Here is a 22516-nt window from a genome sequence, read left to right on the forward strand (position 1 = left end):
GCCCCGCCCGCGTTCGCCGGGAAGTCTATAGCCTGCTGGCGCTGGCCTTGCCCATCATGATCGGGCAACTGGCAACCACCGCCATGGGGTTTGTCGATGCGGTGATGGCCGGGCGCGTCAGTGCGCGAGACCTGGCGGCGGTGGCCCTGGGCAACTCCATCTGGATTCCGGTGTATCTATTGATGACCGGGACCTTGCTGGCCACCACCCCCAAAGTCGCCCAGCGCTTTGGCGCCGGCAGCCATACCGAGATCGGCCCGCTGGTACGCCAGGCATTGTGGCTGGCGCTGGTGGTGGGATGTACCGCCTCATTACTGCTGATCAGCGCCGAGCCGATCCTGCATGCAATGAACGTCGACCCCGAGCTGATCGCCCCCTGCATGGGCTACCTGCACGGCATCGCTGCGGGCATGCCGGCGGTGGCGCTGTATTACGTGCTGCGCTGTTTCAGTGACGGCCTGGGCCGCACGCGCCCGAGCATGATCCTCGGCCTGGGCGGGCTGGCGTTGAACATCCCGCTGAACTACGTGTTCATCTACGGCCATTTCGGTGTGCCAGCCATGGGCGGCGTAGGCTGCGGCTGGGCCACCGGGATTGTGATGTGGGCGATGATGCTGGGCTTCGCCGCCTGGACCCGCTGGGCACCGGCCTATCAGGCCAGCGAGTTATTCAAGCGCTTCGACTGGCCAAAATGGTCGGTGATCAAGCGCATCCTGGGCATCGGCCTGCCGATTGGCATCGCGGTGTTTGCCGAGTCGAGCATCTTTGCGGTGATCGCCCTGCTGATCGGCAGCTTGGGCGCAACCGTGGTGGCCGGGCACCAGATCGCCCTGAACTTCAGCTCACTGGTGTTCATGATTCCCTACTCCCTGAGCATGGCCGTGACCGTGCGGGTCGGCCAGGCCCTGGGCCGTGGCGAACCCCGAGAAGCACGCTTCGCCGCAGGCGTGGGGATGGGCACCGCACTGGCCTATGCCTGCCTGTCGTGCAGCCTGATGCTGTTGTTCCGCGAGCAGATCGCCACGATCTACACCGCCGACCCGCTAGCGGTCCAGGTGGCGGCGATGCTGATTGTGTTCGCGGCGCTGTTCCAGTTTTCCGATGCGATCCAGGTCACGGCCGCCGGCGCCCTGCGCGGTTATCAGGACACCCGGGTGACCATGATCCTGACCCTGTTCGCCTATTGGGGCGTGGGCTTGCCGGTAGGCTACTTGCTGGGGCTGACCGACTGGCTGGGCCAGGCCAACGGCCCGAGCGGCTTGTGGCAGGGGCTGATCGTCGGCCTCAGTTGCGCAGCGGCGATGCTGGTGGTGCGCCTGGCACGCAGTGCGCGCAAGCGCATCCGCCAGGTTTAAGCGCGACTGCCCACTGTAGGAGCGAGCTTGTCTCCGGGCGGCGTTCCGACGAGAAACCTGAGAGCGACGCGGGGTGTCAGTTTTCTCGCGTTATCGTTAACATTTTTTTCGTCGGAACGCCGCCCGGAGACAAGCTCGCTCCTACAGTAGGTATCAGTCTCAGGTGGCCTTCTTGCGGATCCAGTACAGGTAAGTACCGGCCTCTTCGCGCTGCTCCACCAGTTCATGGTCCAGGAACACGCAGAACTTGGGGATATCGCGGCGGGTCGAGGGATCGGTCGCGATGACTTTAAGTAGGCCGCCCGGCGCCAGGTCGCGGATGTGCTGGTGCAGCATCATCACCGGTTCCGGGCAGTTGAGGCCGGTGGCGTCGAGGATGCCGTCGACGGGTAAATCCGAAAACTGACTCATACTTCACTCCGAAAACAGATCCGCCCCTGTATGGGAGCGGGCTGCCCGCGATGACGTGGGCACATTCAACATTGATTTCGACTGTTATAACGCTATCGCGGGCAAGCCCGCTCCCACATTTTGGAGCGGCGCCAGCCATAGGATCAACGGGCCTTGGGTTTCTTTACGTCCAGGCGGCGCAGGTGGCAGGTGACTTCCTCGCGGTCGTGGTACAGCTGCTTGCAGCCGATTTCCACGCGAATGCCCCGCGCCTTGAAGCCTTCTTCGATGCGCTCCAGCAGGCGCTTCACCTCGGCGTAACGCTGTTTCATCGGCAATTTGAGGTTGACCACCGCTTCGCGGCAATGACCTTCGCCGATCCAGGTTTCCAGCAGAGCCGCGTTGCGCGCCGGTTTCTCGACGATATCGCAGACCATCCAGTCCACCGGCTGCTTGGGGGTGAAGGTAAAACCATCCGCCATCAAGTGTTGCACCAGGCCGGTGTCCATCAGGCTTTCGGCCATCGGCCCGTTATCGATCGCCGTCACCAGCATGCCCCGGTTGACCAATTGCCAGGTCCAGCCGCCCGGCGCGGCGCCGAGGTCGACGCCGGTCATGTCGCCGTGCAGGCGCTCGTCCCACTGGTCTCGGGGGATAAAGTGGTGCCAGGCCTCTTCCAGCTTCAAGGTCGAACGGCTTGGCGCGTCACGGGGGAATTTCAGGCGGGGGATGCCCATCGGCCACATGGCCGAGTTATTTGACTCGGCCAGGCCCATAAACACTTCGCGGCCGCTCTTGAAGGTCAGCAGCAGGCGCGGCTTGCTCGGGTCTTCGACCAGTTTGCCGGCGGCCAGCAGGGCCTTGCGCAGGTGCACTTCGAATTTCTTGCAGAAGTTCGACAGTTCCTTGCCATCGTTGGTATCGACCATTTCCAGCCACAGGCTGCCACACACCGGGAAATCGCGCAGGTGCGCAAGGATCACGCTGATGCGGTCGGTTTCCGGCAGATCGATGAAAACCCCACGCGCCCACTGCCTCGGGAAGATCAGTTCGGCAAAGCGTTGGCCGCGCATCAGGCGCTGGGCGCCGTCTTCTTCAGTGCAAACGAATTCGGCGCAGGCGCTGCCGGTCTTGGCCTTGGCATAGCCGGAAACGTTCAGGCGCGCGGCGTGTTCCGCAATCTCGGAACAGACTTCGCCTTCAAAACCCGGGCGGCAATGCATAAAAAGGGTGTTCATCAACTCTCCTGGTAACACGCTTGCTGTAGCGCAAGGCCTGTCATGAAAACGCGCGCATGATAGCTGAGTTCGGAACCTTGGACTTGTCCATAGAGTCCAGTTATTAGCCTGCTACTGAAAACAGGGCTAGCTTGTAAGCTCTGTTCGTCCCGTCAGGTCCGTAGCCGTGCGGACCATAAGGAGTCATGTGATGTCATCCGTTGATAGCCTGAGAACCCTTAAGACCCTGCAAGTCGACAGCAAGACTTACCACTATTTCAGCTTGCCCGAAGCCGCCAAGAGCCTGGGTGACCTGGACAAATTGCCGATGTCCCTCAAGGTGCTGCTGGAAAACCTGCTGCGCTGGGAGGACGGAAAAACCGTGACCGGCGCCGACCTCAAGGCGCTTGCCGCCTGGCTCAAGGAGCGGCGCTCCGACCGCGAGATCCAGTACCGTCCGGCCCGGGTGCTGATGCAGGACTTTACCGGCGTGCCCGCCGTGGTCGACCTGGCCGCCATGCGCGCCGCCGTGGCCAAGGCCGGTGGCGATCCACAGCGCATCAACCCGCTGTCGCCGGTGGACCTGGTGATTGACCACTCGGTGATGGTCGACAAGTTCGGCAACGCCGACGCCTTCGAGCAAAACGTCGATATCGAAATGCAGCGCAACGGTGAGCGCTATGCGTTCCTGCGCTGGGGCCAGAGCGCCTTTGATAATTTCAGCGTGGTACCGCCGGGTACCGGCATCTGTCACCAAGTCAACCTGGAATACCTGGGCCGCACCGTGTGGACCAAGGATGAAGATGACCGCACCTACGCCTTCCCCGACACCCTGGTGGGCACCGACTCCCACACCACCATGATCAACGGCCTCGGCGTTTTGGGCTGGGGCGTGGGCGGTATCGAGGCGGAAGCGGCGATGCTTGGCCAGCCGGTATCGATGCTGATCCCGGAAGTGATTGGCTTCAAGCTCACCGGCAAACTCAAAGAAGGCATCACCGCCACCGACCTGGTGCTGACAGTCACGCAAATGCTGCGTAAAAAAGGCGTGGTGGGCAAATTCGTCGAGTTCTATGGCGACGGCCTGGCTGACCTGCCCCTGGCCGACCGCGCCACCATTGCCAACATGGCACCGGAATATGGCGCCACTTGTGGCTTTTTCCCGGTGGATGACGTGACGCTGGACTACTTGCGCCTCTCCGGCCGGCCAGACGCCACCGTCAAGCTGGTCGAGGCCTATACCAAGGCTCAGGGCCTGTGGCGCAATGCCGGTGAAGAACCGGTATTCACGGACAGCCTGGCCCTGGACATGGCCAGCGTCGAAGCCAGCCTGGCCGGACCAAAACGCCCGCAGGACCGGGTCTCGCTGCCGGATGTGGGTCAAGCGTTCAGTGACTTCCTCGACTTGCAGTTCAAACCCGCGAGCAAGGAAGAAGGCCGCCTGGAAAGCGAAGGCGGCGGCGGTGTCGCCGTGGGTAATGCCGACCTGGTGGGCGAAGCCGACTACGCCTTCGAAGGCCAGACCTATCGCCTGAAAAACGGCGCGGTGGTGATCGCCGCGATTACCTCCTGCACCAACACCTCCAACCCCAGCGTGATGATGGCCGCCGGCCTGGTCGCGAAAAAAGCCGTGGAAAAGGGCCTGACCCGCAAGCCGTGGGTAAAAAGCTCCCTGGCGCCTGGCTCCAAGGTGGTCACCGACTACTACAACGCCGCCGGCCTGACGCCGTACCTCGACCAACTGGGCTTCGACCTGGTGGGTTATGGCTGCACCACCTGTATCGGCAACTCCGGGCCATTGCCGGAGCCCATCGAGAAAGCCATCCAGAAAGCCGACCTGACTGTGGCGTCGGTGCTGTCCGGCAACCGTAACTTCGAAGGCCGCGTGCACCCCCTGGTGAAAACCAACTGGCTGGCCTCGCCGCCCCTGGTGGTGGCCTATGCCCTTGCCGGGACCGTGCGCATCGATATCAGCAGCGAGCCCCTGGGCACCGGCAAGGATGGTGCGCCTGTCTACCTGCGCGATATCTGGCCCAGCAGCCAGGAGATCGCCGACGCGGTGGCCCAGGTCAGCACCAGCATGTTCCATAAGGAATACGCCGAGGTGTTTGCCGGTGACGAACAGTGGCAAGCCATTGAAGTGCCCCAGGCCGCGACCTATGTGTGGCAAAAAGACTCCACCTATATCCAGCACCCACCGTTTTTCGATGACATCGCCGGGCCGCTGCCGGTGATCAAGGATGTGCAGGGCGCCAATATCCTGGCCCTGCTTGGCGATTCGGTGACCACCGACCACATCTCCCCTGCTGGCAATATCAAGGCCGATAGCCCGGCGGGCCGCTACCTGCGCGAACAGGGCGTGGAACCACGGGACTTCAACTCCTACGGCTCGCGCCGCGGCAACCATGAAGTGATGATGCGCGGCACCTTCGCCAACATCCGGATCCGCAACGAAATGCTCGGTGGCGAAGAAGGTGGCAACACCCTCTACATTCCCACCGGCGAGAAGATGCCGATCTACGACGCTGCCATGCAATACCAGGCGTCCGGCACGCCGTTGGTGGTGATCGCCGGCCAGGAGTACGGCACCGGTTCCAGTCGCGACTGGGCCGCCAAGGGCACCAACCTGCTGGGCGTCAAGGCGGTGATCGCCGAGAGCTTCGAGCGCATCCACCGTTCCAACCTGGTGGGCATGGGCGTGCTGCCATTGCAGTTCAAACTGGACCAGAACCGCAAGGCGCTGCAACTGACCGGCAAGGAGAAGATCGATATTCTCGGCCTGACCGATGCCGAGATCGAGCCACGCATGAACCTGACGCTGGTAATTACCCGCGAAGACGGGCGCAGCGAGAAGGTCGAGGTGCTGTGCCGGATTGACACCCTCAATGAAGTTGAATACTTCAAGGCGGGCGGGATTCTGCATTACGTGCTGCGTCAGTTGATTGCTTCGTAACGCCTCAAGCCAGACAAAACACCGCCTTCGGGCGGTGTTTTCATTTTTGCCGCCCGCAACTGTCGCTATAATCCGCGCCCTCATTTGTAGGCGCCGGCTTACCGGCTGCTACATCAAGCAATTGCGTCACGTTGACCGTCACAAGGATTTTTTTATGCCCGCTTTGCCCTGGCTGTACCTGGCCCTTCTTTCCATTGGCTATGGGTTGGCCCTGACCTACGGGCAACTGGGTTTGCTGGCAGGGGCCTCCATCGGGCTACTGCTGGTCGCAGGTTATGCCGTACGCCAACAGCACGTCCCATGGGCGCGCTACCTTGGCCATGGCCTGTTCATCGTATTGGCCCTGGGCCTGGCGATGCACTGGCTACCCGGCTTCCAAAACGGTCGCGCCATCGACCCCCAGCGTTTCACCGCCGACGCCGTGCCCTTCTCGCTGTACCTGAACCAGGACAAACCACTGATTGGCTTCTGGCTGCTACTCGCCTGCCCGTGGATCGTCGCCCGCCGCCCGTTGCGCCTGTCGATCTACGCCACCGCGCTGGCCTTGACCCTGACCACCATCGCCGCCCTGGGTGGAGCGGTACTGCTGGGCATCATCAGTTGGGCCCCCAAATGGCCAGACCAGGCCTGGCTCTGGGTGTTGAATAACCTGTTGCTGGTGACCCTGGTTGAAGAGGCGCTGTTTCGCGGCTATATCCAGGGCGGCCTGAGCCGACGCTTCAAGCAACTGCCCTACGGCGAAAACCTCGCCTTGCTCCTGGCTTCGCTACTGTTTGGCCTGGTGCATGTCGGTGCCGGCTGGCAATGGGTGCTGCTGGCCAGTATCGCCGGCGCGGGTTATGGCCTGGCCTACCGCTTCGGCGGCCTGGGCGCGGCGATTGCGACACACTTTGGCCTGAATCTGCTGCATTTCGGGTTGTTTACCTACCCGATGCTGGCCTGATCGCCAGTTCCGAGGTCGCGCCGAGAGGGGCCTACGCTTGTGCGGATTATTGCAAAAATAAGCTAAATAAAAGCCCGCACCGGCCGACAACCCATCAAAGCCTTGCGGATTGATCAATCATGCGTAATAACCAACCCGTTACCCAGCGCGAACGTACATTCCCCGCTCAACAACGGTTGATCTCCACGACCGATGCCAAAGGCGTGATCACTTACTGCAACGATGCGTTTGTCGAGATCAGTGGGTTTTCCCGGGATGAACTGATGCGCGCCCCGCACAACCTGGTTCGTCACCCGGATGTGCCGGCGGCCGTGTTCGCGCACATGTGGGCGACGCTCAAACAAGGCTTGCCATGGATGGGCATCGTCAAGAACCGCTGCAAGACCGGCGATCACTACTGGGTCAACGCCTATGTGACCCCGGTGTTCGACGGTGAACAGGTGGTCGGCTACGAATCGGTACGGGTCAAGCCCACCGCCGAACAGATCCGCCGTGCCGAAGCGCTGTATCAACGTATCAACCAGGGCAAGTCGGCCATCCCGCGCAGTGATAAATGGCTGCCGGTGCTACAGGACTGGCTGCCGTTTATCCTGGTCAGCCAATTGAGCTTCCTGATCGGCGTCTGGTTCGACTCCCACTGGGGCTTTGCCCTGGCCGCCGCCTTGTCGGTGCCCCTGGGCCTGCTCGGCCTGAGTTGGCAACAACGTGGCCTCAAACGCCTGCTGCGCCTGGCCGAACAGACCACCTCCGACCCGCTGATCGCGCAGATGTACACCGACAGCCGTGGCGCGCAGGCACGCCTGGAGATGTCGATCCTCAGCCAGGAAGCCCGCCTGAAGACTTGTCTGACCCGCTTGCAGGACACCGCCGAGCACCTCAACGACCAGGCGCGTCAATCCAACACCCTGGCCCACAACAGTTCGACCGGCCTGGAACGCCAGCGCGTGGAGACCGAGCAGGTCGCCACCGCCGTCAATCAGATGGCCGCCACCACCCAGGAAGTCGCCAGCCATGTACAGCGCACGGCCGATGCGACCCAGGAAGCCAATCGCCTGACCGGGCGCGGGCGTGATATCGCCGGCGAAACCCGTGAAGCCATCCAGCGCCTGTCGGTGGTGGTTGGTGAGACCGGCGTGACCGTGACCCAATTGGCCAAGGACAGCGATGAGATTGGCGGTGTTGTAGATGTGATCAAAGGCATTGCCGACCAGACCAACCTGCTGGCCCTCAACGCAGCCATCGAAGCGGCCCGTGCCGGTGAAATGGGCCGTGGGTTTGCGGTGGTGGCCGATGAAGTGCGGCAACTGGCGCAACGCACCAGCGAATCCACCGGACAGATTCATGCCCTGATCGCCAAGCTGCAACAGACCGCCAGCACCGCCGTGCAGACCATGGACGCCGGGCATCGCCAGGCCGAAGAAGGTGTGGCGCGGGTAATGGAAGCGGACGCGGCGCTGGTGGGGATCAGCGAGGCGGTGGCGCATATTACCGACATGACTACGCAGATCGCCGCCGCGACCGAGGAGCAAAGCTCGGTGGCCGAGGAGATCAGCCGCAATATCAGCACTATTGCGCTGTTGGCAGACCAGACGTCGGAGCAGGCACTGAACTCGGCGCAGTTGAGTGAAGAGCTGACCCATACGGCCAATACCCAGTATTCGCTGGTGGAGCGGTTTAACCGTTAGATCGCTATCGCAGGCAAGCCAGCTCCCACATTTTGAATGTATTCACACATCAAAATGTGGGAGCTGGCTTGCCTGCGATGGGCATCGGTATCCACACAACTTTCAGAAACTGACGAACTCTCCTGTGGCGAGCGGGCTTGCCCCGCGCTGGGCTGCGAAGCAGCCCTAAACCCGGCCATCGCGGTTTATCTGAAGAAACGTGGAGGGCTTTTTGGGCTGCTTCGCAGCCCAGCGCGGGTCAAGCCCGCTCGCCACAACGGCGCTATCTGCCTGGATTTAGGCGTTGCGGCAAAGTTATGTAGATACCTATGCTGCGATGAAGCCCTAACAGGCGCCGAGAAACCCAGCCACCTTCCCCGCCGCAGCCTCCAGATGTTGCTCATGGGTAAACCCCGAGGCCTTCAACGGCTTCAAATCATGATCCCCCGCCACCAGCCACATCACTTCGATGCTCGGCGACAGCACATAGCCCTCCACCGCCGCCCGATTGCCCAGTGCATCGCGCTCGCCCTGCACAATCAAGGTCGGCGTCTTCAGCCCGGCCAAGTGCTCGACCCGGGGTTTTTCCGGCTTGCCCACCGCATAGAACGGATAACCCAGGCATACCAGCGCATCAGCGGCCAATTCATCGGCCAATAGACTGGCCATGCGCCCGCCCATGGACTTGCCGCCCACCGCCAGGGGCCCAGCGACATGACGTCGCACCTGGGCATATACCTCGCGCCAGCATTGCAGCAGTTTCGGCGCCAGATTCGGCGGGCGTTTGCCGCCGTCCACACGGCGCTGGGCCATGTACGGGAACTCGAAGCGCAACACGTTCACGCCATGCCCGGCAAGGCGTGCAGCCATGTCGTCCATAAAGCCCGAGTCCATCGGCGCGCCGGCTCCGTGGGCGAGGATCAGCGTCGGTGAGGGGCCTGCGCCAACGCGCGTGGCCGCATTCCATAACCAACCCTGTTCACGCACACACTGCGCCCATTGATCCCCGTCAATACTGGCCTTGTGCTCTTTGCCCATGCTTGCCTCGCTTTTTAGTCTGCCTATAACTCCAGCCCAAGTGCCGCATCTGCTTGGGTTGAACCGTGGATGGGGAACCATGAACACTACTTTAAGTACCGCCTATAACTACAAGGTGGTCCGCCAATTCGCCATTATGACGGTGGTGTGGGGCATCGTCGGCATGGGGCTCGGGGTTTTTCTCGCCGCCCAGTTGGTATGGCCCGAACTCAACTTCAACCTGCCTTGGACCAGTTTCGGTCGATTGCGCCCACTGCACACCAACGCGGTGATTTTCGCGTTTGGTGGCTGTGCGCTGTTTGCCAGCTCCTTCTACGCGGTGCAACGCACCTGCCAGACCCAGCTGTTCGCGCCGAAAGTCGCCGCGTTCTGCTTCTGGGGCTGGCAATTGGTGATCCTGCTGGCGGCAATCAGCTTGCCACTGGGCTACACCAGTTCCAAGGAATACGCCGAGCTGGAATGGCCGATCGACATCCTGATCACCATCGTCTGGGTCGCCTACGCCATCGTGTTCTTCGGTACCGTGGCCAAGCGCAACACCAAGCACATCTACGTCGGTAACTGGTTCTTCGGTGCGTTCATCATCACCGTGGCGATCCTGCATATCGTCAACAACCTGGAAATCCCGGTCAGCCTGACCAAGTCCTACTCCCTCTACGGTGGTGCGACGGATGCCATGGTGCAGTGGTGGTATGGGCATAACGCCGTAGGTTTCTTCCTCACTGCGGGCTTTTTGGGGATGATGTACTACTTCGTGCCGAAACAAGCCGAGCGTCCGGTCTACTCCTATCGCTTGTCCATCGTGCACTTCTGGGCATTGATCACCCTGTACATCTGGGCCGGTCCTCACCACTTGCACTACACCGCGCTGCCGGACTGGGCACAGTCCCTGGGCATGGTGATGTCGCTGGTACTGCTGGCGCCAAGCTGGGGCGGCATGATCAACGGCATGATGACCCTCTCGGGTGCCTGGCATAAGCTGCGCAGCGACCCGATCCTGCGCTTTTTGGTGGTATCGCTGGCGTTCTACGGCATGTCGACCTTTGAAGGTCCGATGATGGCGATCAAGACGGTCAACGCCCTGTCCCACTACACCGACTGGACCATCGGCCACGTACACGCCGGCGCTCTGGGTTGGGTGGCGATGATTTCCATCGGCGCGCTGTACCACATGATCCCGAAAGTCTTCGGTCGCGAGCAGATGTACAGCCTCGGCCTGATCAACGCGCACTTCTGGCTGGCCACCATCGGCACCGTGCTCTACATCGCTTCGATGTGGGTCAACGGCATTGCCCAGGGCCTGATGTGGCGTGCGGTCAACGAAGACGGCACCTTGACCTACTCCTTCGTCGAAACCCTGGTGGCTAGCCACCCAGGCTTCATCGTGCGACTGGTGGGCGGTGCAATCTTCCTCAGCGGCATGTTCCTGATGGCTTACAACACTTGGCGCACCGTGCGTTCGGCACAACCTGCCGAAGTAGCCGCTGCAGCGCAGATGGCCTGAGGAGTCGATGATGAAACACGAAACGATTGAAAAGAACGTCGGCCTGCTGATGCTGCTGATGGTGCTGGCCGTGAGTATCGGCGGCCTGACACAGATCGTCCCGCTGTTCTTCCAGGACGTGACCAACAAGCCGGTAGAAGGCATGAAGCCCTATACCGCGCTGCAACTGGAAGGCCGTGACATCTACATCCGCGAAGGCTGCGTACAGTGCCACTCGCAAATGATCCGGCCGTTCCGCGCCGAGACCGAACGCTATGGCCACTACTCGGTTGCCGGTGAAAGCGTTTGGGACCACCCGTTCCTGTGGGGTTCCAAGCGTACCGGTCCGGACCTGGCCCGGGTTGGCGCCCGCTACTCCGATGACTGGCACCGCGCGCACTTGTACAACCCGCGCAACGTAGTGCCTGAGTCGAAGATGCCGGCCTACCCATGGCTGGTCACCGCGCAGGTCGACAGCAGCCACACCGAAACCAAGCTCAAGGTCATGCGTACCCTCGGCGTGCCGTACACCGACGCGGACATCACCGCGGCCGTGGACAGCCTCAAGGGCAAGACCGAAATGGACGCTCTGGTCTCCTATCTGCAAGTGCTCGGCACTGCAATCAAGAGCAAGAGGTGAACCATGGGTTTTGAACTGGATACCGGAATGATCCGCGGCCTCGGCACGCTGGTGGTGGCGATTGCCTTCATCGGCCTGTCGCTGTGGGTGTTCAACTCCAAGCGCAACCCGGAGTTCGCCGAGGCCTGCCTGCTGCCATTTGCCGATGAGCCTAAGCCTGACGCCATTGGCACCCCATCCGACGCTCAAGAAGAGCCTGTAACAAGGAGCATTCGGCCATGACTACCTTTTGGAGTACATGGATCTGTGTACTGACCCTCGGCAGCCTGATCGGCCTGACCTGGCTGTTGTTCGGCACCCGCAAGGGCGAGACCAAGGGCAGCGTCGACCAGACCATGGGCCACGCCTTCGACGGGATTGAGGAGTACGACAACCCCCTGCCCCAATGGTGGTTCATGTTGTTCGCCGGCACCCTGGTGTTTGCCGTCGGCTACCTGATCCTCTATCCGGGCCTGGGCAACTGGAAAGGCGTATTGCCGGGCTATGAAGACGGCTGGACCCAGACCAAGGAATGGGACAAGGAAATGGCCAAGGCCGACGCCAAGTTTGGGCCGATCTTCGCCAAATTCGCAGCCATGCCCGTGGAAGAAGTAGCCAAGGACCCGCAAGCGTTGAAAATGGGCGGCCGTCTGTTTGCCTCCAACTGCGCGGTGTGCCACGGCTCCGACGCCAAGGGCGCCTACGGCTTCCCGAACCTGGCGGACGACAACTGGCGCTGGGGTGGTTCGGCCGATGCAATCAAGCTGACCATCATGAACGGTCGCCATGCCGCAATGCCGGCCTGGGGTGAAGTACTGGGCGAAGACGGAGTGAAAAACGTCGCCGCCTATGTACGCCACGACTTGGCCAAATTGCCGCTGCCGGCTGACAGCAAGGTCGACCTGGCTGCTGGCAAGCAAGCGTTCGATACCACCTGCGTGGCGTGCCACGGCCCAGAGGGCCACGGTGTTGAAGCCATGGGCGCGCCGAACCTGACGCAGCCTGCCGGTTTCATCTACGGCACCAGCCTTGCGCAGTTGCAGCAAACCATCCGCCACGGCCGTCAAGGCCAGATGCCAGCGCAGGAAGCGCTGCAAGGCAACGACAAGGTCCACCTGCTGGCGGCCTACGTCTACAGCCTGTCGCAGAAGGATCAGAAGTAAGCTTCACGCTATAAGCTGCAAGAGAAGAGTTCTCAACTCGGCTCTTGCAGCCTTTTCAACCCTCCCCCTCCCCCGCGTCAAACTTGCCCCTTGCAGCTTGCTCCTAACCGCTGCGTCCTGCGCCAGATTGTCACACCCTTCTAAAGCACCTCTTTCCCCTCTCGCCATTCGGGTCTACGCTTGTTTCGACAGTGGGCCGGCGTTGATCGGTCGCAGCTCGACTTGCACTCGATGAGTCAGACATTCCAGCAGGGTGACAGGCGCAAGGGCTGACAGTTACCGGCTGTCGTGCCACCAACCATTCGTCACCTTGGCAGCGTGTCACTACACATCGCGTTGCAAGTACCTGCGCCCCCTCAAAATTCCTGTCCAACCCGTCAGCTTTTCATTTTTGATTTTGTCCTTACGCCAAATAGGGAAAGGGCGCAGAATCTGGCTTGAAACGCATTGACGCAGGTCAGCGTTACGTTGCAATGGCAATTCGCATTGTCCATACTTGCGGCCGATTTTTATCCTAATAAAACACCTAAACCGTGGAACCTTAGAATGAGCACAGCAATCAGTCCGACTGCTTATAACTATAAGGTAGTCCGCCAGTTCGCCATCATGACGGTGGTCTGGGGGATCCTTGGCATGGGGCTCGGTGTCTTCATCGCCTCGCAACTGGTCTGGCCGGAGTTGAACTTCGACCTGCCATGGACGACGTTTGGACGCCTACGCCCACTGCACACGAACCTTGTGATCTTCGCCTTCGGCGGATGTGCACTGTTTGCCACCTCCTACTATGTCGTGCAGCGAACCTGCCAGACGCGACTGATTTCCGACGGTCTTGCCGCTTTCACCTTCTGGGGCTGGCAAGCAGTAATCGTCGGCGCCATCATCACCCTGCCAATGGGCTTCACCACCACCAAGGAATACGCGGAATTGGAATGGCCCCTTGCCATCCTTCTGGCGATCGTCTGGGTGACCTACGGCATCGTGTTCTTTGGCACCATCGTCAAGCGCAAGACCAAGCACATCTATGTCGGCAACTGGTTCTACGGCGCATTCATCGTCGTGACGGCGATGCTGCACATCGTCAACCACGCGTCCCTGCCGGTGAGTTTCTTCAAGTCCTACTCGGCCTACGCCGGTGCGACCGATGCGATGATCCAGTGGTGGTACGGCCACAACGCCGTAGGGTTCTTCCTGACCACCGGTTTCCTGGGGATGATGTACTACTTCGTGCCCAAACAGGCCGAACGTCCGATCTACTCCTATCGCCTGTCCATCGTGCACTTCTGGGCACTGATCACCCTGTATATCTGGGCCGGTCCCCACCACCTGCACTACACCGCACTGCCGGATTGGGCACAGTCCCTGGGCATGGCCATGTCGATCATCCTGCTGGCTCCGAGCTGGGGCGGCATGATCAACGGCATGATGACCCTGTCGGGCGCCTGGCATAAGCTGCGCACCGACCCGATCCTGCGCTTTTTGGTGGTATCGCTGGCGTTCTACGGCATGTCGACCTTCGAAGGGCCGATGATGGCGATCAAGACCGTCAACTCGCTGTCCCACTACACCGACTGGACCATCGGCCACGTACACGCCGGCGCTTTGGGCTGGGTCGCGATGATCTCCATCGGCGCGCTGTACCACATGATTCCCAAGCTCTATGGCCGGGCGCAGATGCACAGCACCAGCCTGATCAACACCCACTTCTGGCTGGCCACTATCGGCACCGTGCTCTACATCGCCTCGATGTGGGTCAACGGCATCACCCAGGGCCTGATGTGGCGTGCGATCAACGACGACGGCACCCTCACCTACTCCTTCGTCGAAGCGCTGCAAGCCAGCCATCCTGGTTTCATCGTCCGCGCCCTCGGTGGTGCGTTCTTCGCCAGCGGCATGCTGTTCATGGCCTACAACGTGTGGCGCACCGTGCGTGCCTCCAACCCTGTAGAGGCTGAAGCCGCCACCAAGATCGCCGTCGTGGGAGCTCACTGATGAAGCATGAAGTAGTCGAGAAGAATATCGGCCTGCTGGCCTTCTTCATGGTCATCGCCGTGAGTATCGGCGGCCTGACCCAGATCGTTCCGCTGTTTTTCCAGGACGTGACCAACAAGCCGGTCGAAGGCATGAAGCCGCGTACCGCCCTTGAACTGGAAGGCCGCGATGTGTACATCGCCAACGGCTGTGTCGGCTGCCACTCGCAGATGATCCGCCCGTTCCGTGCTGAAACCGAACGCTATGGCCACTACTCGGTCGCCGGTGAAAGCGTGTGGGACCACCCGTTCCTGTGGGGTTCCAAGCGTACCGGTCCGGACCTGGCCCGCGTGGGTGGTCGTTACTCCGATGATTGGCAGCGTGCGCACTTGTACAACCCGCGCAACGTAGTGCCCGAGTCGAAAATGCCGGCGTACCCGTTCCTCGTGGAAAACAAGCTCGACGGCAAAGACACTGCCAAGAAAATGGAAGTCTTGCGCACCCTCGGCGTGCCTTACACCGACGAAGACATCGCCGGTGCCCAGGCAGCCGTCAAGGGCAAGACCGAAATGGACGCGCTGGTGGCCTATCTGCAAGGCCTGGGCACCATCATCAAAAGCAAACGGTGATCTGAATGGATATCGGGATGATTCGAGGCCTGGGCACCGTTGTCGTGATGGTGGCCTTTATCGGCCTGGCGTTGTGGGTGTTCAGCCCCAAGCGCAAGTCAGAGTTTGAAGACGCGACCTTGCTGCCTTTTGCGGATGATCCCGAAGCCATCAAGCACGTCGAGCAAGCTTCTAGGAGTAACAAAGAATGACTACGTTCTGGAGTCTGTACGTCACAGTCCTCAGTCTGGGTACCATTTTTGCCCTGACCTGGCTGCTGCTGTCGACCCGCAAGGGCCAGCGCGCCGAACAAACGGACGAGACGGTTGGCCACTCGTTCGACGGTATCGAGGAATACGACAACCCACTGCCGAAGTGGTGGTTCATGCTGTTCGTGGGCACCATTATCTTTGCCCTGGGTTACCTGGTGCTGTACCCGGGCCTTGGCAACTGGAAAGGCCTGCTGCCGGGCTACGCCTACCTCGACAACGAGAAGCAAACCCCGTTCGCCAACGGCCAGAGCGGCTGGACCGGCGTGCACGAGTGGGAAAAGGAAATGGCCCGCTCCGACGCCAAGTTCGGACCGATCTTCGCCAAGTTTGCTGCCATGCCCATTGAAGAAGTGGCCAAGGATCCGCAAGCCCTGAAGATGGGTGGCCGCCTATTCGCCTCCAACTGTTCGGTATGCCACGGTTCCGACGCCAAGGGCGCCTATGGCTTCCCCAACCTGACCGACGCCGACTGGCGCTGGGGCGGCGAGCCGGAAACCATCAAGGCCACCATCATGGCGGGCCGTCACGCGGTGATGCCGGGTTGGGCTGAAGTGATCGGTGAACAAGGCGTGGCTGACGTCGCCGGTTTTGTACTGACCAACCTCGATGGCCGCAAGCTGCCGGAAGGTGCCAAGGCCGACGTGGCCAACGGCGAGAAGCTGTTCGCCGCCAACTGCGTGGCCTGCCACGGCCCGGCGGGCAAAGGTACGCCAGCGATGGGCGCACCTGACCTGACCCACCCGGGCGCGTTCATCTACGGTTCCAGCTTCGCCCAACTGCAGCAGACCATCCGTTACGGCCGTCAGGGCCAGATGCCTGCGCAGGAGCAATTGCAGGGTAACGACAAGGTGCACTTGCTGGCGGCGTATGTTTACAGCCTCTCGCACAAAGAGCCGCAAGAACAGAAGTAAGCTGCAAGCTGCAAGAAAAAGCCCCGTACAGCGCATGCTGGCGGGGCTTTTTTTCGTCAAAGGAATAACTATCAGCAAAAAACTACATAAGCACCTGCTGCTTAAATCAAACCTTGGCAGGCCTTACGACAGGCAAATAGCTCGCCAATAACTAAACCAACTTGCGAATTAAAGAATGCATGAACATTGCACACAGTAAACACCTGACAATTCGCAATCACCGCAACATTGGCTTAGGCTCGTCAACTTATAATTTATTAGTACCCGTCAGATAAAAGGGCGCTGCTGGCTTGAGTGCGTCAACTTCTAACTTATTAGTACCTGTCAGATAAAAGGGAGCTCTTGGCTTGAGTTCGTCACGCGGTAACAGATTCGGGGCCCGACCATAGTCGGCAACCGAGGGTTTGGGTTCCTTGCGCGGCAAAAGATTCTGGGCCCGATCATAGTCGGCAAGCGGGAGTTTGGGTTCGTTACGCGGCAAAAGATTCTGGGCCCGATCATAGCCGGCAAGCGGGAGTTTGGGTTCGTTACGCGGCAAAAGATTCTGGGCCCGATCATAGTCGGCAAGCGGGGGGCTTGGGTTCCTTGCGCGGCAAAAGATTCTGGGCCCGATCATAGTCGGCAAGCGGGAGTTTGGGTTCGTTACGCTCCATCAGATTGGGGCTGGCCTGATAATGGCGGGGCGCTTTCTCAATCTGGTCCGATGACTTATCGCCTGCCTTGTCGCCGCCCCCCCTTATATTGGAATGGGCATCAGCGATCGCATGATTTTCAACAGACGCAATAACGGTCATAGGGTTATAAGCATTCAGCATTATGTTGCCACTGATCATAGATACCTCATCATTAACTTCATCAGAAAAGCGCTCAGGAGTTATATAGCCGAGCATCCTCTGAGTGAGCCAATCGACGTCATTCGTTCCCAAAGCACATAGCGCGTTACATTAACCAACGCCAAAGAGGAGATGATTTGTGAAGGTTCGGCTCCCCACCTGCGGCATCGGTATCTACACAACTTTCAGAAACTGACGAACTCCCCCGTGGCGAGCGGGCGATGCGGCGTTCCGACAAGCCCGCTCGCCACAACTGCGCTATCTGCCTGGATCTAGGCGTTGCGGCAAAGTTGTGTAGATACCTATGCACCTGCGGGACAGTTTTTTTTGCCCGCCGGCCGCTCATCCGCCGCAAACCGTCCATACTCCTCAAGTCAATTGACCCAGATCACGTACACCATCAATTGATTTCCCCCAACGCGACCAAAGGTCGCACCCGCTCACAGGAACTACAGGCGTATCATTACGCCACTGCAAGACCCCTATTTTTGACCCCGGTTGGCACGTACTGGCCGAGGCAAATCTCCACTGCCGTGGGATGCAATGATGAGCAACCAGATTCCGGTACATGACGTTACCCCGCCTGCCAAAAAAACCAGCGACACCGTCGATCTCTACGCCTCGCGAGAGAAAATCTACACCCGCGCCTTCACCGGGATGTTCCGCAATCTGCGGATGCTCGGCGGTGCCGGCTTGTTCCTGCTGTACTTTGGTACGGTGTGGCTGAACTGGGGTGGGCACCAGGCCGTCTGGTGGAACCTGCCAGAGCGCAAATTCTTCATTTTCGGTGCGACATTCTGGCCCCAGGATTTCATCCTGCTGTCAGGCATCCTGATCATCTCGGCCTTTGGCCTGTTCTTTATCACCGTGTACGCCGGGCGTATCTGGTGCGGTTATACCTGCCCGCAAAGCGTGTGGACCTGGATCTACATGTGGTGCGAGAAGGTCACCGAAGGCGACCGTAACCAGCGGATCAAGCTGGACAAGGCGCCAATGAGCGCCAACAAGTTCCTGCGTAAACTCAGCAAGCACACGCTATGGCTGCTGATCGGCTTTGTCACCGGCATGACCTTTGTCGGCTACTTCTCGCCGATCCGCGAACTGGTCTTCGATTTCTTCACTGGCCAGGCCGATGGCTGGTCGTACTTCTGGGTCGGCTTCTTCACCCTCGCCACCTACGGCAACGCCGGTTGGTTGCGTGAGCAGGTGTGCATCTACATGTGTCCGTATGCGCGCTTCCAGAGCGTGATGTTCGACAAGGACACCCTGATCGTGTCCTATGACCCGCGCCGCGGCGAAGTACGTGGCCCGCGCAAGAAAGGTGTCGACTACAAGGCGCAGGGCCTGGGGGATTGCATCGATTGCACGATGTGCGTGCAGGTCTGCCCCACCGGCATCGACATCCGCGACGGCCTGCAGATCGAGTGCATTGGCTGCGCCGCCTGCATCGACGCCTGCGACACCATCATGGACAAGATGGATTACCCTCGCGGGTTGATCAGCTACACCACCGAACATAACCTGTCGGGGCAAAAGACCCACAAGCTGCGTCCGCGCCTGATCGGCTATGCGCTGGTGCTGCTGGCGATGATCAGCCTGCTGGCCGCGGCGTTCTTCATGCGCTCGCTGGTGGGTTTCGACGTCAGCAAGGACCGCGTGCTGTACCGCGAAAACGCCGAAGGGCGAATCGAGAACGTCTACAGCCTGAAAATCATGAACAAGGACCAGCGCGACCACACCTACGTGCTGGACGCCAGCGGCCTGCCGGATCTCAAGCTGCAAGGCAAGCGCGAGATCAAGGTCGCCGCCGGGGAAATCTTCACCATGCCGGTGGAACTGTCGAGCGCGCCGGAACAAATGCCATCGACCACCAACGAGGTGAAATTCATCCTTAAGGATGCTGATGATGACAGCGTCCACGTTGAAGCCAAGAGCCGGTTCATCGGCCCACAAATTCGTTAAAAGAGAGCAGAACAATGCCCGTAGCAACTGCCGCAAGCCCCTGGTACAAGCACCTCTGGCCCTGGATCATCATTGCCATCCTGGCCTGTTCGGTGACGTTGACCTTGTCCATGGTGACCATCGCGGTGAACAACCCGGACAACCTGGTCAACGACAACTACTACGAGGCGGGCAAAGGCATCAACCGCTCCCTGGACCGCGAATTGCTGGCCCAGACCCTGCAAATGCGCGCCACCATGCACCTGGATGAGTTGACCGGCGAAGTTGAGTTGCACCTCACCGGCAACAGCGGGCCGACCACGCTGGAATTGAACCTGATTTCGCCGACCCAGCCGGAGAAAGACCGCAAGGTCATGCTCACCCGCAGCGAGAGCGAGCCGGGTCGGTATATCGGCCAGGTCACGGACAAGGTTGAAGGCCGGCGCTTCGTCGAGCTGCTGGGGGTGGAAGGTGACCGCACCTGGCGCATGTTTGAAGAGGAAGAAGTCAGCCATGGCACCGACTTGAAGTTGGGTGACGAGCCGTTGCAGGGTGCTGAAGACCTGAAGAACTAAAGTCTGCGCTTCGCGCATCGCCGGCAAGCCGGCTCCTACAGGGAGTGTGCGATAACCTTGTAGGAGTCGGCTTGCCCGCGATGAGGCCCTCCCCGCCCACACAGATCCAAAACCATGACCACCCCAATCCCCTGCTACCACTGCGCCCTCCCCGTCCCGCCCGGCAGCCGCTTTACGGCGGTGATCCTCGGCGAGCCCCGCGAGCTTTGCTGCCCGGGCTGCCAGGCGGTGGCCGAAGCAATTGTCGCAGGTGGGCTGGAAAGCTATTACCAACACCGCAGCGAGGCCTCGGCCAACCCCGAAGCCTTGCCCGTGCAGTTGGTCGACGAACTGGCACTGTACGACCGCGCCGATGTGCAAAAACCCTTCGTGCGCCACGACGGCGACCTGGCCGAAGCCACCCTGTTGATGGAAGGCATCAGTTGCGCCGCCTGTGGCTGGCTGATCGAGAAACACCTGCGCAGCCTGCCGGCCGTGGCCGAGGCGCGGCTGAACCTGTCCAACCATCGCCTGCATGTGCGCTGGGCCGATGGGCAATTGCCGTTGAGCCAGGTGCTCAGCGAGCTACGCCAGATCGGCTACGCTGCGCACCCGTATCAGGCCGATCGCGCCGCCGAACAACTGGCCAGCGAAAACCGTCTGGCCCTGCGCCAACTGGGCGTCGCCGGCCTGCTGTGGTTCCAGGCGATGATGGCGACCATGGCCACTTGGCCGGAATTCAATATCGACCTGAGCCCCGAGCTGCACGAGATCCTGCGCTGGGTCGCGCTGTTTCTGACCACCCCCCATCGTGTTCTACAGTTGCGCACCGTTTTTCAAGGGCGCCATGCGCGACTTGCGCACCCGCCACCTGACCATGGATGTCTCGGTCTCGCTGGCCATCGGCGGTGCTTACCTGGCGGGGATTTGGACCGCAATCACGGGGGTGGGCGAGCTGTATTTCGATGCCGTGGGCATGTTCGCTTTGTTCCTGCTGGCCGGGCGTTACCTGGAACGTCGCGCCCGGGAACGCACGGCCGCCGCCACCGCCCAACTGGTCAACCTGCTGCCGGCCTCGTGCCTGCGCCTCAAAGGGGATGGCCAGAGCGAACGTATCCTGCTCACCGAACTGGCCCTGGGCGATCGGGTGCTGGTGCATCCGGGCGCGATCCTGCCCGCCGATGGAGTGATTCTGGATGGTCAGTCGAGCATCGATGAGTCGCTGCTCACCGGCGAGTACCTGCCACAACCACGACAGGCCGGCGACACCGTCACCGCGGGCACCCTCAACGTCGAAGGCGCGTTGACCGTTGAAGTACGCGCCTTGGGCCATGACACCCGTTTATCGGCCATCGTGCGCCTGCTGGAGCGGGCCCAGGCAGAAAAACCGCGCCTGGCGCAAATCGCCGACCGCGCCGCCCAATGGTTCCTGCTCTGCTCGCTGATCGCCGCCGCGCTGATTGGCCTGCTGTGGTGGGAGCTGGATCCCTCGCGGGCGTTCTGGATTGTCCTGGCGATGCTGGTCGCCACCTGCCCCTGCGCCTTGTCACTGGCAACCCCCACCGCCTTGACCGCCGCCACCGGCACCCTGCACAAACTCGGGCTGCTGCTGACCCGCGGCCATGTGCTCGAAGGCCTGAACCAGATCGACACGGTGATTTTCGACAAGACCGGCACGCTGACCGAAGGCCGCCTGGCCCTGCGTGCCATCCGGCCGCTGGGCAGCATGAGCAGCGACCTAGCCCTGGCCCTGGCCGCCGCCCTCGAAAACCGCTCCGAACATCCGATTGCCCGGGCCTTTGGCCGCGCGCCACTGGCGGCTGATGAGGTGCTCAGCACCCCGGGCCTGGGGCTCGAAGGCCGGGTCGGCGAACGCCTGCTGCGCATCGGCCAGCCCGGCTTTGTCTGTGAATTGAGTGGCTGCGCGATTCCTCAATCGCCGCAAGACGCCGGCCAATGGTTGCTGCTGGGCGATACCAGCGGCGCCCTGGCCTGGTTTGTCCTGGATGATCGCCTGCGCAGTGACGCACCGGCGCTGCTGGCCGCGTGCAAGGCACGGGGCTGGCGCACCTTGTTGCTATCGGGTGATAGCTCGCCGATGGTCGCCAGCGTCGCCACCGAACTGGGCATCGACGAAGCCCATGGCGGCCTGCGCCCGGATGACAAGCTGCTGGTGCTGCAACAGTTGCACAAGGAAGGCCGCAAAGTGTTGATGCTCGGTGACGGCGTGAATGACGTGCCAGTATTGGCCGCCGCCGATATCAGCGTGGCCATGGGTTCGGCCACTGACCTGGCAAAAACCAGCGCCGACGCGGTGCTGTTGTCCAACCGCCTGGATGCCCTGGTGCAAGCCTTCAGCCTGGCACGGCGCACGCGCCGCGTAATCATTGAAAACCTGCTGTGGGCCGGGCTATACAATGGCCTGATGTTGCCGTTCGCTGCCCTCGGTTGGATCACGCCGATCTGGGCCGCGATCGGCATGTCCCTCAGTTCGTTGACCGTGGTGCTCAATGCCCTGCGCCTGACTCGCCTGCCGCGCGACAGCGCCGCGAGCACCACCCCACAGCCCCGTCCGCTGCCGGCTTGAGCCGCGCGGGCATGGAG

Annotated in this window: 18 protein-coding genes and 1 pseudogene; 15 read left to right on the top strand and 4 right to left on the bottom strand. The window is 61.1% G+C overall.

Features of this window, described 5'->3' with window-relative positions:
* The first annotated feature begins 47 nt into the window (after positions 1 to 47).
* Entirely contained in the window at positions 48 to 1355 is a 1308-nt protein-coding gene (locus JTY93_RS18195; protein WP_275899790.1) for an MATE family efflux transporter, read from the top strand.
* A gap of 159 nt (positions 1356 to 1514) precedes the next feature.
* On the opposite strand, the gene tusA is transcribed toward JTY93_RS18195, so the two are convergent.
* Both tusA and rlmM read right to left on the bottom strand, forming a co-directional pair.
* Positions 1515 to 1766 (bottom strand): sulfurtransferase TusA, encoded by a 252-nt coding sequence (tusA, locus tag JTY93_RS18200; RefSeq protein ID WP_205477423.1) that lies wholly within the window; start codon positions 1764 to 1766, stop codon positions 1515 to 1517.
* 143 nt (positions 1767 to 1909) lie between these two features.
* Positions 1910 to 2983, bottom strand: coding sequence for a 23S rRNA (cytidine(2498)-2'-O)-methyltransferase RlmM (gene rlmM / locus JTY93_RS18205; protein WP_029300064.1), 1074 nt, complete (start codon positions 2981 to 2983; stop codon positions 1910 to 1912).
* 190 nt (positions 2984 to 3173) lie between these two features.
* On the opposite strand from rlmM, the gene acnA reads away from it, so the two are divergent.
* From acnA to aer, 3 genes are all read left to right on the top strand, one after another.
* Positions 3174 to 5915, top strand: a complete 2742-nt coding sequence (acnA, locus tag JTY93_RS18210) for an aconitate hydratase AcnA (RefSeq protein ID WP_205477424.1) — start codon at positions 3174 to 3176, stop codon at positions 5913 to 5915.
* A gap of 154 nt (positions 5916 to 6069) precedes the next feature.
* Entirely contained in the window at positions 6070 to 6858 is a 789-nt protein-coding gene (locus JTY93_RS18215; RefSeq protein WP_205477425.1) for a CPBP family intramembrane glutamic endopeptidase, read from the top strand.
* A 119-nt stretch (positions 6859 to 6977) separates the two neighbouring features.
* Complete coding sequence (gene aer, locus JTY93_RS18220) at positions 6978 to 8543, top strand: methyl-accepting chemotaxis protein Aer (protein ID WP_205477426.1); 1566 nt, start codon at positions 6978 to 6980, stop codon at positions 8541 to 8543.
* A 324-nt stretch (positions 8544 to 8867) separates the two neighbouring features.
* Here aer and JTY93_RS18225 read toward each other — a convergent pair whose 3' ends face one another.
* A complete protein-coding gene (locus JTY93_RS18225; RefSeq protein ID WP_205480489.1) occupies positions 8868 to 9560 on the bottom strand; it encodes an alpha/beta family hydrolase in 693 nt (230 codons plus the stop codon).
* Between the two features lie 79 nt (positions 9561 to 9639).
* Between JTY93_RS18225 and ccoN (JTY93_RS18230) the strand changes: the two genes are divergently transcribed.
* From ccoN (JTY93_RS18230) to ccoP (JTY93_RS18265), 8 genes are all read left to right on the top strand, one after another.
* The gene (gene ccoN, locus JTY93_RS18230; RefSeq protein WP_029300057.1) at positions 9640 to 11064 is read left to right on the top strand and encodes a cytochrome-c oxidase, cbb3-type subunit I; all 1425 of its coding nucleotides are present in this window, start codon (positions 9640 to 9642) and stop codon (positions 11062 to 11064) included.
* 10 nt (positions 11065 to 11074) lie between these two features.
* On the top strand, positions 11075 to 11683 hold the full coding sequence (ccoO, locus tag JTY93_RS18235; RefSeq protein WP_029300055.1) for a cytochrome-c oxidase, cbb3-type subunit II: 609 nt from the start codon (positions 11075 to 11077) through the stop codon (positions 11681 to 11683).
* A gap of 3 nt (positions 11684 to 11686) precedes the next feature.
* The gene (locus JTY93_RS18240; RefSeq protein ID WP_029300053.1) at positions 11687 to 11905 is read left to right on the top strand and encodes a cbb3-type cytochrome oxidase subunit 3; all 219 of its coding nucleotides are present in this window, start codon (positions 11687 to 11689) and stop codon (positions 11903 to 11905) included.
* Positions 11902 to 12825 carry a cytochrome-c oxidase, cbb3-type subunit III gene (gene ccoP / locus JTY93_RS18245; RefSeq protein WP_029300050.1) on the top strand — a complete coding sequence of 308 codons (924 nt, stop codon included), beginning with the start codon at positions 11902 to 11904 and terminating at the stop codon, positions 12823 to 12825. Before JTY93_RS18240 ends, ccoP (JTY93_RS18245) begins: the two co-directional genes overlap by 4 nt.
* 546 nt (positions 12826 to 13371) lie before the next feature.
* Positions 13372 to 14814 carry a cytochrome-c oxidase, cbb3-type subunit I gene (gene ccoN, locus JTY93_RS18250; protein WP_057439486.1) on the top strand — a complete coding sequence of 481 codons (1443 nt, stop codon included), beginning with the start codon at positions 13372 to 13374 and terminating at the stop codon, positions 14812 to 14814.
* Positions 14814 to 15422 (top strand): cytochrome-c oxidase, cbb3-type subunit II, encoded by a 609-nt coding sequence (ccoO, locus tag JTY93_RS18255; RefSeq protein ID WP_029300047.1) that lies wholly within the window; start codon positions 14814 to 14816, stop codon positions 15420 to 15422. The genes ccoN (JTY93_RS18250) and ccoO (JTY93_RS18255) overlap by 1 nt, the downstream gene beginning before the upstream one ends.
* A gap of 5 nt (positions 15423 to 15427) precedes the next feature.
* Entirely contained in the window at positions 15428 to 15613 is a 186-nt protein-coding gene (locus JTY93_RS18260) for a CcoQ/FixQ family Cbb3-type cytochrome c oxidase assembly chaperone (protein WP_003175465.1), read from the top strand.
* A complete protein-coding gene (ccoP, locus tag JTY93_RS18265) occupies positions 15610 to 16584 on the top strand; it encodes a cytochrome-c oxidase, cbb3-type subunit III (RefSeq protein ID WP_169992553.1) in 975 nt (324 codons plus the stop codon). Before JTY93_RS18260 ends, ccoP (JTY93_RS18265) begins: the two co-directional genes overlap by 4 nt.
* 554 nt (positions 16585 to 17138) lie before the next feature.
* Here ccoP (JTY93_RS18265) and JTY93_RS18270 read toward each other — a convergent pair.
* On the bottom strand, positions 17139 to 17417 hold the full coding sequence (locus JTY93_RS18270; protein ID WP_205518892.1) for a hypothetical protein: 279 nt from the start codon (positions 17415 to 17417) through the stop codon (positions 17139 to 17141).
* Positions 17418 to 17963: 546 nt separating this feature from the next.
* On the opposite strand from JTY93_RS18270, the gene ccoG reads away from it, so the two are divergent.
* The 3 genes and pseudogenes from ccoG to JTY93_RS18285 all read left to right on the top strand — a co-directional run bounded on the left by ccoG (position 17964) and on the right by JTY93_RS18285 (position 22499).
* Positions 17964 to 19379 (top strand): cytochrome c oxidase accessory protein CcoG, encoded by a 1416-nt coding sequence (gene ccoG, locus JTY93_RS18275; RefSeq protein WP_169992557.1) that lies wholly within the window; start codon positions 17964 to 17966, stop codon positions 19377 to 19379.
* A 14-nt stretch (positions 19380 to 19393) separates the two neighbouring features.
* Positions 19394 to 19933: a FixH family protein gene (locus JTY93_RS18280; RefSeq protein WP_029300032.1), complete on the top strand. Its 540-nt coding sequence runs from the start codon at positions 19394 to 19396 to the stop codon at positions 19931 to 19933.
* 114 nt (positions 19934 to 20047) lie between these two features.
* Positions 20048 to 22499, top strand: a pseudogene (locus JTY93_RS18285) (heavy metal translocating P-type ATPase).
* Positions 22500 to 22516 lie beyond the last annotated feature (17 nt).

The organism is Pseudomonas hygromyciniae, from assembly GCF_016925675.1.
GTDB classification, from domain to species: Bacteria; Pseudomonadota; Gammaproteobacteria; order Pseudomonadales; family Pseudomonadaceae; genus Aquipseudomonas; species Aquipseudomonas hygromyciniae.

Bases quoted from the DNA above. Each gene is read 5' to 3' on its own strand.
- tusA (WP_205477423.1), bottom strand. From the start codon at position 1,766: ATGAGTCAGTTTTCGGATTTACCCGTCGACGGCATCCTCGACGCCACC.
- rlmM (WP_029300064.1), bottom strand. From the start codon at position 2,983: ATGAACACCCTTTTTATGCATTGCCGCCCGGGTTTTGAAGGCGAAGTC.
- acnA (WP_205477424.1), top strand. From the start codon at position 3,174: ATGTCATCCGTTGATAGCCTGAGAACCCTTAAGACCCTGCAAGTCGAC.
- JTY93_RS18215 (WP_205477425.1), top strand. From the start codon at position 6,070: ATGCCCGCTTTGCCCTGGCTGTACCTGGCCCTTCTTTCCATTGGCTAT.
- aer (WP_205477426.1), top strand. From the start codon at position 6,978: ATGCGTAATAACCAACCCGTTACCCAGCGCGAACGTACATTCCCCGCT.
- JTY93_RS18225 (WP_205480489.1), bottom strand. From the start codon at position 9,560: ATGGGCAAAGAGCACAAGGCCAGTATTGACGGGGATCAATGGGCGCAG.
- ccoN (WP_029300057.1), top strand. From the start codon at position 9,640: ATGAACACTACTTTAAGTACCGCCTATAACTACAAGGTGGTCCGCCAA.
- ccoO (WP_029300055.1), top strand. From the start codon at position 11,075: ATGAAACACGAAACGATTGAAAAGAACGTCGGCCTGCTGATGCTGCTG.
- JTY93_RS18240 (WP_029300053.1), top strand. From the start codon at position 11,687: ATGGGTTTTGAACTGGATACCGGAATGATCCGCGGCCTCGGCACGCTG.
- ccoP (WP_029300050.1), top strand. From the start codon at position 11,902: ATGACTACCTTTTGGAGTACATGGATCTGTGTACTGACCCTCGGCAGC.
- ccoN (WP_057439486.1), top strand. From the start codon at position 13,372: ATGAGCACAGCAATCAGTCCGACTGCTTATAACTATAAGGTAGTCCGC.
- ccoO (WP_029300047.1), top strand. From the start codon at position 14,814: ATGAAGCATGAAGTAGTCGAGAAGAATATCGGCCTGCTGGCCTTCTTC.
- JTY93_RS18260 (WP_003175465.1), top strand. From the start codon at position 15,428: ATGGATATCGGGATGATTCGAGGCCTGGGCACCGTTGTCGTGATGGTG.
- ccoP (WP_169992553.1), top strand. From the start codon at position 15,610: ATGACTACGTTCTGGAGTCTGTACGTCACAGTCCTCAGTCTGGGTACC.
- JTY93_RS18270 (WP_205518892.1), bottom strand. From the start codon at position 17,417: ATGATCAGTGGCAACATAATGCTGAATGCTTATAACCCTATGACCGTT.
- ccoG (WP_169992557.1), top strand. From the start codon at position 17,964: ATGAGCAACCAGATTCCGGTACATGACGTTACCCCGCCTGCCAAAAAA.
- JTY93_RS18280 (WP_029300032.1), top strand. From the start codon at position 19,394: ATGCCCGTAGCAACTGCCGCAAGCCCCTGGTACAAGCACCTCTGGCCC.